The sequence below is a fragment of the Alphaproteobacteria bacterium genome (assembly GCA_025210155.1).
GTDB lineage: Bacteria > Pseudomonadota > Alphaproteobacteria > Rs-D84 > CASDRH01 > JAOASE01.
Genome location: JAOASE010000012.1, coordinates 40,973 through 55,986, shown reverse-complemented (window position 1 = coordinate 55,986; position 15,014 = coordinate 40,973). Strand labels below are relative to the sequence as shown.

General features: G+C 32.6%; 9 protein-coding genes. All 9 read right to left on the bottom strand.

Annotated features, from left to right (window positions below):
* Nucleotides 1-8: 8 nt before the first annotated feature.
* Nucleotides 9-1,469: a Fe-S cluster assembly protein SufB gene (sufB, locus tag N4A44_05075; protein MCT4553011.1), complete on the bottom strand. Its 1,461-nt coding sequence runs from the start codon at nt 1,467-1,469 to the stop codon at nt 9-11.
* Between the two features lie 101 nt (nt 1,470-1,570).
* Nucleotides 1,571-2,869 carry a hypothetical protein gene (locus tag N4A44_05070; GenBank protein MCT4553010.1) on the bottom strand — a complete coding sequence of 433 codons (1,299 nt, stop codon included), beginning with the start codon at nt 2,867-2,869 and terminating at the stop codon, nt 1,571-1,573.
* Between the two features lie 248 nt (nt 2,870-3,117).
* On the bottom strand, nt 3,118-7,293 hold the full coding sequence (gene rpoC, locus N4A44_05065; GenBank protein ID MCT4553009.1) for a DNA-directed RNA polymerase subunit beta': 4,176 nt from the start codon (nt 7,291-7,293) through the stop codon (nt 3,118-3,120).
* A 143-nt stretch (nt 7,294-7,436) separates the two neighbouring features.
* The gene (rpoB, locus tag N4A44_05060) at nt 7,437-11,588 is read right to left on the bottom strand and encodes a DNA-directed RNA polymerase subunit beta (GenBank protein MCT4553008.1); all 4,152 of its coding nucleotides are present in this window, start codon (nt 11,586-11,588) and stop codon (nt 7,437-7,439) included.
* 255 nt (nt 11,589-11,843) lie between these two features.
* Entirely contained in the window at nt 11,844-12,212 is a 369-nt protein-coding gene (gene rplL / locus N4A44_05055; GenBank protein ID MCT4553007.1) for a 50S ribosomal protein L7/L12, read from the bottom strand.
* A gap of 131 nt (nt 12,213-12,343) precedes the next feature.
* On the bottom strand, nt 12,344-12,862 hold the full coding sequence (rplJ, locus tag N4A44_05050; GenBank protein ID MCT4553006.1) for a 50S ribosomal protein L10: 519 nt from the start codon (nt 12,860-12,862) through the stop codon (nt 12,344-12,346).
* A gap of 264 nt (nt 12,863-13,126) precedes the next feature.
* Complete coding sequence (rplA, locus tag N4A44_05045; GenBank protein MCT4553005.1) at nt 13,127-13,819, bottom strand: 50S ribosomal protein L1; 693 nt, start codon at nt 13,817-13,819, stop codon at nt 13,127-13,129.
* 3 nt (nt 13,820-13,822) lie between these two features.
* Nucleotides 13,823-14,257, bottom strand: coding sequence for a 50S ribosomal protein L11 (gene rplK, locus N4A44_05040; GenBank protein MCT4553004.1), 435 nt, complete (start codon nt 14,255-14,257; stop codon nt 13,823-13,825).
* Nucleotides 14,258-14,385: 128 nt separating this feature from the next.
* Entirely contained in the window at nt 14,386-14,997 is a 612-nt protein-coding gene (gene nusG, locus N4A44_05035) for a transcription termination/antitermination protein NusG (protein ID MCT4553003.1), read from the bottom strand.
* Nucleotides 14,998-15,014 lie beyond the last annotated feature (17 nt).

The window sequence follows — 15,014 nt, the reverse complement described above, 5'->3', positions numbered from 1 at the left end:
ATGTTTAATTATCCTTGTCCTTCTATCTTTATATTTATAAGCGCTTTCGCTTCCATAGCAAATTCATCAGGTAATTTTTTCACAATATCTCCAACAAATCCATTAACAACCATACTAACTGCCAACTCTTCAGATAACCCTCTATTTCTTAAGAAGAGTAATTGATCTTCATTTATCCTAGAAGTAGAAGCCTCATGTTCAATAACAGCTTTAGAATTTCTATCTTCAATAACAGGAAAAGTATGCGAACTAGCTTTATCACCTACAACCAAACTATCACAAGCAGTAAAATTCCTTGCTCCTTCAGCATTTCTAGAAACCTTAACTAAGCCTCTATAAGTATTTTCAGAATCTTCCAAAGCAATACCTTTAGAAATAATAGTAGATTTTGTATTTTTTCCAATATGAATCATCTTAGTACCAGTATCAGCCATCTGCTTATTATTAGTCAAAGCAACCGAATAAAATTCACCTATAGAATTATCACCTCTCAAAATACAAGATGGATATTTCCAAGTCTTACTAGCACCGACTTCTAACTGTGTCCAAGACACCTTAGCATTCTCATTAACAATCGCTCTCTTAGTAACAAAGTTTAAAATTCCACCCTTACCATCTTTATCACCAGAATACCAATTCTGAACAGTAGAATATTTAACTACAGAATCTTTTAATGCAACTACCTCAACAACACCACCATGCAATGACTCAGTATCATGTTGTGGAGCCGAACAACCTTCTAAATAAGATACTTCCGCCCCCTCATCCGCAACAATCAAAGTTCTCTCAAATTGGCCTGCCTCTTTAGCATTCATTCTAAAATATGAACCTAGTTCTATAGGACACTTAACTCCCTTAGGAACATAAACAAAAGTACCATCTGAAAACACTGCAGAATTTAAAGCTGCATAAAAATTATCTAACTTAGGAACAACACTTCCAATATATTTTTTGACTAATGGCCAATGATTTCTAACCGCCTCTTGCATAGAACAAAAAATAACTCCATGCTCTTTTAACTTACCCTGATAAGTAGTTCCAACAGAAGTACTATCAAAAACCATATCAACGGCAACTACGCCAGCTAATTGCTCTTGCTCTTTAATAGGCAACCCTAATTTTTGATAAGTCTTTAAAATTTCCGGATCTACTTCATCCAAAGATTTAGGAGCATTTTCCTTTAATGACTTTGGAGAAATATAATAAGATAATGATTGATAATCTATAGCATCATAATCAAACGAAGCCCAATGAGGTTCCTTCATTTTCAACCATTTTTCATAAGCATCTAGACGCCATTTAAGCAATTCTTCTGGTTCACCCTTACGCTTAGAAATAAATTCTATAACTTCCTTCGACAAACCTTTAGGAGCTTCTTCATTCTCAACATCACTATAAAAACCTGCTTTATAGTTATCTGATACTTTTTTAGCTGCATCCACAGCTTTTTTATTAACTAAATTTTCCATAATAATGGAGAGTATCAAAAACAAATCTATTTATCAATAAAAATTATCATCAAACAATATTTCAAAAAAATGCTACAAATGTTTAATAGAATCGGCAATGCCTATAAAAGAATCGACTTAACAAACAACACAACACTTCTCATATATTGATATATTAAACAATCACAATTATACGAAAAACAGTAAACATAAAATAAAAATAATAAATACATTCCCAACATTATAAACAACTGCAATTTATCCATAAATTTACTAACCAAAAACATTATTATTAATACCAAGGTAATCAAAAATAATATACTTTGAAATTCTGCAATAAATAAAGATCCCTGTTCTCCAACCATATTAATACTACCAAAGAATGCTGTATATAAAAGCAAAGGCAAACCAATTGCGAAAGAAATATCAAAAATATTACTACCCAAAGCATTTGTTAATGCATCCTCATATTTACCCTTTTTAGAAGATTTAATAGACAATACCGTATCTGGAATTGAAGTCGCAGCAGCAACAAGAACTATAGCAACAACATAACTAGGAACTGCAATATAATGACCTAACATATTACATGCTTCCACAAGTATATGACAAGCAACTCCCATAATAGTCATAGATATAAAAATTAATCTTAAAGCTCTTCCCCAACTCATATTTTTATTACCAGAAATAGCTGTTTCAAAATTCAACTTAAATATTTCTAACAATCTACTCTCCTTAGAAAGAACTCCATTTTTACCAATTTTTTCATCTCTCTCTTTAAGGTGATTATCAAATATTTCATTATTATCAGTCTCAGAATCTATTTTCCAAAATTTAAGTAAGATTAAATAAAATAAATAAAGCACAACCATAGCCAGACCATGATACCAATAAAGGGCATCAGAATTGGCTAACCTTATAAAAATATAAGTAGTTAAAAGCAGAGAAAAACCATCCCTAACAACTATCTTTTTATTTATTGAAATTTTCTTCTTATGATTGAAAACAAACTTTACAGAAAAAATTATAGCCATAGGAATAACAATAGCATTAAATATACCAGATCCAGCCGTAGTAGCTATACCTCCAGCAAACCCATTAGCATCTCTCATCAAAAGTAAAAATATCAAGGTCGTAATCATCTCTGGAAATGAACCTGCTACAGCATCTAAGGTAGCACCTTTAACACCTCCAGACATTCCTAGTTTTTCACCAACATAATCAGCTCCAATCTCAAATGAATCTGAAGCTCTAGAAATAACTATACAAGAAAAAATAGAAAATAAAACAATTGATAATAAAGGAAAATTTTTTACCAAACCTAAACAATCCTTACAATAAAAAGTTGAAATAAATAAAAATGATAAAATAAGTAAAAAATTAATAAACTTATTAGTAAATAATAACACATTTTCTTTCATAATATATCCCTTCAAAACATAAAATAATGATAATAAAAATATAAACTTTGTAAAGACTAAAAAACTATTTATATATAAAATAAAAATCCCCGAAATAATCGAGGATTTTTTTTCTTATCATTAAACGAGTATTTTGTTCGATTAGAAGCGAAAATGTTTTTCAGATTTGGCATCGTGTATAAATAATACTCAATTACCAAAGATTAAAAATATTTCTCGCAATCAATCATGCAAAAACGATGTTTAATTTATTCTAAGCCAGGTAATGCCATATCTAGATTACCTTCTTGCATTTCAGCTTCTACAGAACCTTCAGATTTTTTATTTGCAAGTTCCATATCTTTCTTCTTAGCAAGTTTCTTAACTTCATTTACATAAGCACCTGTACCAGCTGGTATCAATCTACCAACAATCACATTTTCTTTAAGAGCATTTAAGTAATCCTCTTTACCTGCGATAGCTGCTTCTGTAATTACTCTAGTTGTTTCTTGGAATGAAGCCGCTGAAATGAATGAACCAGATTGACCAGCAGATTTAGTAATACCAAGTAATACATCTTTAACCTTTGCAGGTTCTCCACCAGCTGCAATAGCTTTTTCATTTTCAATAATAAGACTCTTAACGTCTACTACTTCACCTGTTAAGAATGTAGTAGCACCTGGGTTAACAACTTCTTTCTTCTTCAACATTTGTCTGATGATACATTCAATGTGTTTGTCATTGATTTCCACACCTTGCAATCTATAAACTTCTTGTACTTCTTTAACAAGATATTTAGCAAGTTCTTCAATTCCTAACACTCTTAAAATGTCATGAGGAGAAAGTTCACCATCTGTAATTTTGTCACCTTTTCTTACAAAGTCACCATCTTGTACGTTGATGTGAACACCCTTAGTAATAGAGTAATCTATTTCTTCTCCATTTTCAGCATGTAGAACAAATTTATGTTTATTTCTAACGTCATCTTTGAATTCAATTGTACCGTCTTCAGCAGCAATCACAGCCATATTTGAAGGATTTCTAGCTTCGAACAATTCAACCACTCTTGGAAGACCACCAGTGATGTCTTTTGTTTTAGAATCTTCAACTGTTGAGTAAGCTATAATATCACCAGCTTGTACTTCATCACCTGAATTAACAACGATAATTGAACCAATTGAAACAATATATTTCGCTGCATTACCAGAAGATAATTTAACGATTTCATCATTTTCATCTGTAATAACGATTTGTGGTTTAATATCAGTTCTCTTAGTATGAGATCTCCAATCCACAACGATTTTAGATGCAATACCTGTTGTTTCGTCGACACTTTCTTTAACAGAAACGTTATCTAATAAGTCAACGTGTTGGATCTTACCAGAAACTTCTGTAATAATTGGTCTAATATATGGGTTCCATTCTACTAGTTTAGTACCTTTTTCAACTTCAGAACCATCTTTAACAAAGATTTTAGAACCATAAGGGATTCTTTCTTTAGAAAGTTCTTTACCAGAAGCATCAACTAAAGCAATTTCAGATGCTCTAGACATAACGATTTCTTCGTTACTTGAATTAGTAACTGTTCTAATATCAGAAAGAACAACCTTTGCATTAAATGCTGAATCAATTGTAGATCTATCGGCACCCTTTTGAGCTGTACCACCTAAGTGGAACGTTCTCATTGTAAGCTGCGTACCAGGTTCACCAATTGATTGAGCTGCGATAACACCAACAGCTTCACCAACATTAACAATATTACCTGTTGATAAGTCTTTACCATAACATTTAGCACAAACACCATCTTTACATTCACAAGTCAAGATAGATCTAATTTTTACTGATTCAATACCACAGTCAACGATCTTCTTAATATCTTCATCATGAATTAATTCATTTTTCTTAACGATAACTTCTTCAGTTTCTGGATTTAAGATATCTTCAGCAGCAGTTCTACCTACAACTCTTTCTTCCATAGCTTCAACAACTGACGCACCATTAACGATAGCTGTAGTAACGATACCTTTTTCAGTACCACAATCTTCAGCTTTAACGATAGCATCTTGAGCAACGTCAACAAGTCTTCTAGTTAAGTAACCTGCTTCACCAGTTTTTAAGGCTGTATCGGCAAGACCTTTTCTAGATCCGTGAGTAGAGTTAAAGTATTCAGATACTGATAGACCTTCTTTAAAGTTTGACTTAATTGGTGTTTCAATAATTTCACCAGATGGTTTTGCCATCAAGCCTCTCATACCAGTTAACTGTCTAATCTGAGAAACAGAACCTCTGGCACCAGAATTAGCCATCATATAAATAGAGTTTTCAAAACCATTTGCTTCTGGTTGTGAAATTCTAGCCATAAGTTTATCTTTAACTGCTTCTGAACATTGAGTCCAAGCGTCAATAACTTTATTATATTTTTCTTGTCTAGTAATCAAACCTTCTTGATATTGAGATTCAAATTCTGAAATTTGAGCTTCTGTTTGACCAACAACATCCCATTTTTCATCTGGAATAATCAAGTCTGACTTACCAAAAGATACACCAGCCTTAGTTGAGAATTTAAAACCAATTGCCATCAATCTATCAGAGAAAAGTACTGTTTCTTTTTGACCTAATTTATGATAAGTCATGGCAACTAATTTAGAAATATCTTTTTTACCCATTTGTTTATTAACAAGATCAAAAGTAATATCCTTATGATTAGGTAAGATTTCAGACATTAACATTCTACCAACTGTAGTATCATAAACTTTAGAAGTTTCAACACCATTTTCATCTTTATGAATATATCTAGCTTTAATCTTAGTATTTAATTCAACTTTTTGCTCATTTAAAGCGATTTGAATTTCATCTATTGAAGCAAACGCCAATCCATTACCTTTAGCTTCTTCTCTTGCAGTAGTTAAGTAATAAATACCTAACACGATGTCTTGAGAAGGTGTAATAATTGGTTTACCAGAAGACGGTTGTAAGATGTTATTTGTAGACATCATCAATACTCTTGCTTCCAATTGAGCTTCTAAAGATAAAGGTACGTGAACAGCCATTTGGTCACCGTCAAAGTCGGCGTTGAAACCACCACAAACTAACGGATGAAGTTGAATTGCTTTACCTTCAATCAATTTAGGTTCAAATGCTTGGATACCTAATCTGTGAAGAGTTGGTGCTCTGTTTAGCAATACAGGGTGTTCTTTAATAACATCCTCTAAGATATCCCAAACAACAGCTTCTTCTCTTTCAACTAATTTCTTAGCTGATTTAATTGTATTAGCATAACCTAAAGATTCTAATTTAGAGAATACGAAAGGTTTGAATAATTCAAGAGCCATTTTCTTAGGTAAACCACATTGGTGAAGTTTTAATTCAGAACCAGCAACGATAACTGATCTACCAGAATAATCCACACGTTTACCTAACAAGTTTTGTCTGAAACGACCTTGTTTACCTTTTAACATATCAGATAAAGATTTATAAGCTCTTTTGTTATTAGCCATAACTGGAGTAGCTTTTCTAGAATTATCGAATAGAGAATCTACAGCTTCTTGTAACATTCTTTTTTCGTTTCTAACGATAATTTCTGGAGCTTTAAGTTCCATTAATCTTTTCAATCTGTTATTTCTATTAATAACTCTTCTATAAAGATCATTCAAATCTGATGAAGCAAATCTTCCACCATCTAATGGTACAAGAGGTCTTAATTCAGGAGGAAGAACTGGAAGAACATCCATAATCATCCACTCTGGATTAGCACCAGAATCTACGAAAGCTTCAACGATTTTTAATCTTTTAATAACTTTCTTTCTAATAGTTTCAGATTTAGTAGTTGCAAGAGTTTCTCTCAAAGCATCTCTTTCACTTTCTAAATCAATTAAGCTTAACATTTCTTTTAATGCAACCGCACCAATACCAGCTCTAAACGCTTCTTCACCATATTGTTCTTGAGCCATAATATATTCTTCTTCAGAAATCAAATCATATTGTTTCAAAGAAGTTAGACCTGGTTCAATAACGATATAAGAATCGAAATATAAAACTTTTTCTAATTTTTTAACTGGAATATCAATTAGTGTTGAAATCTTAGATGGAAGAGATTTCAAGAACCAGATATGAGCAACTGGACAAGCCAATTCAATATGACCCATTCTTTCTCTTCTAACTTTTTGCGCTGTAACTTCTACACCACATCTTTCACAGATAACACCTTTGTATTTAATTCTTTTATATTTACCACAAAGACATTCGTAATCTTTTGTAGGACCAAAAATTTTAGCACAGAATAAACCATTCTTTTCTGGCTTAAAAGTTCTATAGTTAACAGTTTCTGGTTTAGTTACTTCACCATAAGACCAAGATCTAATTTGTTCTGGAGAAGCAATAGATACTTTAATCTTGTTAAAGTTATCTGTTTTTTCCATTTGACCGAAGTATTTTTGTAATGCCATTTTTTATTACCTCTTTTATTTTTTCTTTTTATTTTCCATTAAGAAAAATATTTTTGTCCGTTTTCAGTTATTTTCTAACTAACAATAAATTTTTTCTGAGTTTGGTAATCAATATTAAATCAACTACCAAACCCATTTAAGAACTAAGCTATTTGTTTAACTTCTTCTTCATCAGCGTTATTTTCATCTTCATCTGTAGAATATTTTAATTCAACATTGATACCTAACGCTTTCAATTCATTAGTTAAAACGTTAAACGATTCTGGAGTACCTGATTCAAAGTTATGATTTCCTCTAATGATAGATTCATAAACTTTAGTTCTACCAGCAACGTCATCGGACTTAACTGTTAACATTTCTTGAAGTGTATATGCAGCACCATAAGCTTCTAGTGCCCAAACTTCCATTTCACCAAATCTTTGTCCACCGAACTGAGCTTTACCTCCAAGAGGTTGTTGAGTTACTAGTGAGTATGGACCTATAGACCTAGCGTGCATCTTTTCATCAACTAAGTGGTGAAGTTTCAACATGTAAATATATCCAACAGTAATTTGTCTATCGAACATTTCACCTGTTCTACCATCCCAAAGATTTTGTTGACCTGTTGTTGCAGCACCTGCTTTTTCTAACATACCAGAAATATCTTTATCTGTAGCACCGTCAAACACAGGAGTTGCGAAAGTAACACCTTTAGCAAGATTTTCAGACATATCTAATAATTCTTTACCAGAAAGATTATCAATTCTCTTCATATCTTCGCCTTCGTATATTTCTTTCAACTTAGACTTCAACTTAGCATCATCTTGAGATTTTTTATACTCTACTGCTAAATCACCAATTTGTTGACCTAATCCTTTAGCTGCCCAACCTAAGTGAGTTTCTAAGATTTGACCGATGTTCATACGAGAAGGTAATCCAAGTGGAGATAAGATAATATCCACAGGCTCACCATTTTCCATAAACGGCATATCTTCAACAGGAACGATTCTTGAAACAATACCTTTGTTTCCGTGTCTACCCGCAAGTTTATCACCAGGTTTTAATTTTCTTTTAATAGCAACGAATACTTTAACTGTTTTTAATACACCAGCTGCAAGAACGTTACCTTCTTGAACTTTAACTTTTTTAGCTTCAAATTCTTCTTCTAATTCTTGAACACTTATGTTGAAACCTTCATAAGCTTTATCAAAAGATTTTTGAACACTTTCTTTTTCAAAAGATAATTTTTTAAGTTCAGAAACACCTAATTTTTCAAAGATTTCTGAAGTTAATTTTTCACCTTTTTTGATTACACCAGTAATACCATCTTTAACAATAGCATTTATAATGATGTTAGAAAGTTTGTTTTTAAATCCACCGAAAAGAATTTGTTTTTCATCAGCCATATCTTTGTTGATTTTATCAATTTCAACTTGCTCAATAGCTAAAGATCTTTCGTCTTTTTCAACACCTTTTCTATTAAGAACTTGTACATCAATAACTGTACCTTCTGAACCAGAATGCATTCTTAATGAAGTATCTCTAACTTCCATAGCTTTTTCACCAAAGATAGCTCTTAAAAGTTTTTCTTCTGGAGTAATTACTGACTCACCCTTAGGAGTAACTTTACCAACTAATATGTCACCAGCTTTAACTCTAGCACCAACGTGAACAATACCAGCTTCGTCTAAATTCTTTAATGCTTCTTCACCAGTATTTGGAATATCTCTTGTGATTTCTTCGGCACCTAGCTTAGTATCTCTTGCAGAAACTTCAAATTCTTCAATGTGAACAGAAGTAAATGCATCATCTCTAACTAGTTTTTCAGAAATAATAATAGAATCCTCAAAGTTATAACCATTCCAAGTCATGAAGGCAACTTTAACGTTTCTACCTAATGCTAATTCACCAAGTTCCGTACAAGGACCATCAGCAAGAACATCACCTTTAACAACTTTATCACCACATTTAACTAATGGAGATTGGTTAATACAAGTATTTTGGTTAGATCTTTCATATTTATCTAATCTGTAAATATCAACACCTGAATTACTATCAGCATCTTCAGCAGAACATTGTACAACAATTCTTGAAGCATCTACATATTTAACAAAACCATCATTATTAGCAACAACTACCGACTTAGAATCTACAGCAACTTTTGATTCCATACCAGTACCAACTACAGGAACTTGGTTTTGAATTAGTGGAACAGCTTGTCGTTGCATGTTTGATCCCATCAACGCTCTGTTCGCGTCGTCGTTTTCTAAGAAAGGAATCAATGCAGATGTAACTGAAACAACCTGTTGAGGAGAAATATCAATATATTCTACTTCACCAGCTGGAACAGAAACATATTCTCCATTTTCTCTACAAACAACATATTCATCAGTGAATTTGCCATCTTTATCTAAATTAGAATCTGTTTGTGCAATTCTCAAACCTTTTTCTTGAATTGGAGACATATAAACAACTTCATCAGTAACTTTACTATCTACAACTTTTTTATATGGAGTTTCTAAGAAACCATATTTATTAACTTTTGCATAAGATGCCAAGTTGTTAATCAAACCAATAGATGGACCCTCTGGAGTTTCAATCGGACAAATTCTACCATAGTGAGTAGTGTGTACGTCACGAACTTCGAAACCAGCTCTATCTCTTGAAAGACCACCATTACCTAAAGCTGAAACTCTTCTTTTGTGAGAAACTTCTGACAATGGGTTATTTTGATCCATGAATTGAGACAATTGAGATGATCCCAAGAATTCTTTAATAGACGCTGACATAGGTCTAGAATTGATTAAATCTTGAGGCATCAAAGTATCTATTTGAGATACGTTAATTTTTTCTCTAACAGTTCTATCTAAAGCAACTAAACCAATTCTATATTGATTTTCCATTAACTCACCAATAGCTCTAATTCTTCTGTTAGCCAAGTTATCGATATCATCAACTGTTGATTTACCGTCTTTAATTTTCAACAATTCTTTAACAGTGTTAACGATATCATCTTTAGATAAACATCTGCTTTCTACATTATCGACATCAGCAACACCGAACTTTAAGTTCATTTTATATCTACCAACTTTTGATAAGTCATATCTATCTGAATTAAAGAAAAGATTTTCTAATAAAGCTTCTGCAGATTCTCTATTTGCTAAATCACCTGGTCTAACAACATTGTAGATTGAGAACAATGCATCTTCTTTAGTTAATGTTTTATCAACTTCCATAGTTTTTTGAATATGGTGACCTGAGTTAACATTATCAATAAATGGAATAGAAAGTTCTTTTAAACCAATTTGATTAAATCTTTCTAACATTTCTTCAGTAATTTCTTCACCAGCTCTAGCGATCAAGTCTTTATTTTCTTCATCAATAATAGTTTTCGCTAAAGACATACCAACTAGATTTTCTTCATTAATTAACATAGAATTAAATCCAGACTCAGCCATTTTCTTAGCTTTTCTAGCAGAAATCTTTTCACCAGCTGCAACTTCAATTTTGCCAGTATCAGCATTAACATAATCAAATCTTGCTTTAATAGGTCTAACGATTAATGAAGGATCAAATTCTTTAACCCAACCATCTTTAGTCTTTTTAGCTTTTTGAACACAGTAAAATCTTTCTAGAACTTTTTCATCTAGATTCATTTCGCCTTCTTCCAGTGCTTTTAATAATACTGTTGCAGGAATTTTTCTTCTTTTATCAATTCTGATATAAAGAACATCTTTGTGATCAAATTCAAAATCTAACCAAGAACCTCTGTAAGGTATGATTTTTGCAGCAAACAATACTTTACCTGACGCATGACTCTTACCAGAATCATGAGAGAAGAACACACCTGGAGCTCTTTGAACTTGAGATACAACAACTCTTTCTGTACCATTGAAAATGAAAGTAGCTTTCTCAGTCATCAAAGGAATTTCTCCCATGAATACTTCTTGCTCTTTAATGTCAGAAATTGTTCTTTCTTTAGTTTTTTCATCAACTTCCCAAACGATCATTCTAAGAGTTAATCTCATAGATGCTTCGTAAGTTAAATCTTTCTTAACACATTCTTTAATATTATATTTTGGACTTTCTAATTCATACTTAACAAACTCTAAAGTAACGTTATTAGTTTCAATTGGAAAAACTGATTTAAATACACCTTGCAAACCAATGTCTTCTCTTTCTTCAGGATTAACATCTCTTTGCAAAAAGTCTTTATAAGAGTTTAATTGTAGTTCTATCAAATTAGGTATTTCGATTGGCGACTTGATTTTACCAAAGGATTTTCTAATTCTTCTAACAGTATTTTGTTGTACCATAAGGCCTCCATTATAAACTATTTAGTTTTTATTTAAGCGACTAAATCGCGATTACTGTTGGATAAGTACCTCAATCCAAAATTTAAAAGTATAGATAGGATTTTTTCATGTGATCCACAACACAATTTTCATTCTAAATTCACCTACAAAAAGATAAATTAAAAATAAAAATTTAATAAACTTCATTTTGTGGCAAAAGTTAAAGAAGAAATTTCCCCTTTAACTCTGCCCAAAATTACATTTTAGAATCTAAACTTATTTTAGTTCTACAGTAGCACCAGCTGCTTCTAATTTAGCTTTCATTTCTTCAGCTTCTTCTTTAGCAACACCTTCTTTTAATGTTTTAGGAGCTCCGTCAACCATATCTTTAGCTTCTTTAAGACCTAAACCAGTGATACCTCTAACTTCTTTAATCACGGCGATTTTGTTACCACCAGCTGAAGCTAGAACAACTTCAAAGTCAGATTTTTCTTCAGCAGCTTCGCCACCAGCAGCAGCACCAGCAGCAGCTACAGGAGCAGCAGCAGAAACGCCCCACTCTTCTTCCATCATTTTAGAAAGCTCAGTAGCTTCCATAATAGTTAATGCAGATAATTCATCAAATAATTTTTTAATATCAGCCATTTTTGTATTCCTTTTATTTTTGACTTTTAAATTAATTACTGAGACATTTCATCTCAACAATCTTTATTATTTTTATCCATAAGGATTTATTTTTTTACGAAACCAAACAAGGTTTCAATCTTTGCTCTATATTAAGCAGCTTTTTGAGCCTGATAGTGTTCAGCAACTGTAGCAGCTGTTGAATCAGCAGGAACGTTAAGAACATATGCAAGTTTTCCAGCATTAGCTTTAACAAGACCAGCCAATTTACCTCTAAGTTCATCAATAGATAGCATAGAAGCAAGATTTTTAACACCAGCTTCATCAAGGAATTCGGCATTCATAACACCACCCTTAAGAGATAATTTATCATTACCCTTAGCGAAACCTTGAAGAACTTTTGCAGGAGCAACTATATCATCACCAAAAGCGATTAATGTAGTTCCTTCTAACAAAGGTGATACACCTTCAAAATCAGTACCTTTAAAAGCAAGACGAGCAAGTCTGTTTTTAATAACCTTAACTGAAACACCAGCTTCACGAGCTTTTGATCTCAATTCTGTCATATCTGACACAGATAAACCTCTATAATCAGCAACAACAAGAGTTTGAGCACCTTCAACGCTCTTCGCTAGACCTTCAATCCAAGGTTTTTTATCATTACGATTCATATCATCTTCCTTATTTCATTCACTCCACATACGCAGAGCAAATTCTGGTTAGTATATTAAGAGACCTCTAAGAGTTCTCCATTCATTACTTGCCCAGAAAGTCAAAGTCTAAAATGACTTTAAATTCCTCTCATCTGTATAGGCGATCTTTCGATCATTAAACTCTCTCACTTTCAGCGATTAAGAACCGACAGTCTTAGACAAGTTATTTCAGGACTGACACCACAAAAATAATGCCAGTCGAATCTTTTTTACAATTTTAAACTATTTAACTTCAGCTAAATCAATTTTTAAACCAACACCCATAGTAGTTGATAAAGATAATCCTTTAACAAACGCACCTTTAACAGATTTTGGTCTAGCTTTAGTAACAACGTCTAAAAATGCTTTTAAATTTTCCATAAGTTTTTCTTCACCAAAACTTAATTTACCAACACCTGCGTGAACGATACCAAGTTTTTCAACTCTGTATTCCACTTGACCTGCTTTAGCTTTTTTAACAGCTTCAGCAAAGTTTGGTGTAACAGTACCTAATTTAGGGTTTGGCATTAAGCCTTTAGGACCTAAAACTCTAGCAACTTGACCCATTTTAGGCATCATATCTGGAGTAGCAATAGCCACATCAAAATCAACTGTGCCTTTTTTAATTTCAGCGATTAATTCTTCCGCACCAGCTTTATCAGCACCAGCAGCTTTTGCATCAGCAACCTTATCTTCGTCACAGAATACAGCAACTTTTACAGTTTTACCTGTACCATGAGGTAAAGAAATCATACCTCTAAGGTTTTGATCAGCCTGTCTAGGATCAACATTTAATCTAAGAGCAACTTCTAGAGTTTCATCAAATTTAACAGCAGAAGCTTCTTTTAAAGTTTTAACAGCATCAGCGATAGTGTAAAGTTCTTCTTTATTAACACCTTCGTTTACTTTAACCATTCTTTTAGAAATCTTAACCATCTATTATTCCTCCACTTTGATGCCCATAGACATACATTGACCTTTAACCATGTTAACAGCAGAGTCTATTGAGTGACAGTTCATATCTTGCATTTTAGTTTCTGCAACTTCTTTAATCTTATCCATAGAAATAGAAGCAACTGGAGCTTCTTTACCAACAGCACCAGAACCTTTTTTAAGGTTACAAGCTTTTTTCAAGTAAAAACTTACTGGAGGTAGTTTTGTTTCAAAATCAAAAGATCTATCCTTATACACGTTAATCACAACTGGAATAGGTGCATTCTTTTCAATATCTTTAGTTTTATCGTTAAATGCTTTACAGAAATCCATAATGTTCACACCAGCTTGACCTAATGCAGGACCTACTGGAGGAGATGGATTAGCAGCACCCGCAGGCACTTGTAACTTCACTTGTGAAGCTAATTCTTTTTTTGCCATTTTATTACTCCTTATATTTATTATTATTGAGTTTGTGGTGTGGAAAACGGCATATTCCTACCACATTTTATGAAACTGCCTATTTTTCAAAACAGCCTCAACACGAAACCCGAAGGCTTCAAACTTTCTTAAATTTTTTCAACTTGTCTAAATTCAAGTTCAACTTCAGTTGGTCTACCAAATATAGAAACAGACACTTTCAATCTACTTCTTTCCAAGTCAACCTCTTCAACAGAACCATTGAATGAAGCAAAAGGACCATCACATACTTTAACTTGCTCACCAACTTCATAAGTAACAGTAGCTGCTACTGCTTCTTCAGGATTTTCCAATCTTCCGATTAATTCCATAGCTTCTTTTTCTGAAACTGGAATTGGTTTAGTTCTTGTACCCAAGAAACCTAAAACTCTATTAATATTTCTAACCAATGACCATGTATCATTGTTCATAACCATTTTAACTAAAACGTAACGAGGGAAGAATTTTCTTTCACTTTCAACCTTCTTACCTTTTTTAATCTCAGAAACAGTATGAGTTGGAACAAGCATATCTTCAAAACTACCCATCATACCAGCTTTTTCAGCCTTTTCTTTAATAGAAGCTACAACTGAATTTTCACATCCAGAGTGAACTTGAACAACATACCATCTTGCTGAAGAATTCTTAACAACAGGTTTAACTTCTGCTTTTTCTTCTAAAGGTTTAATAACTTCTGCATCTTTGTTTTTAATATCTGACATGATCCACCCTTATTCTA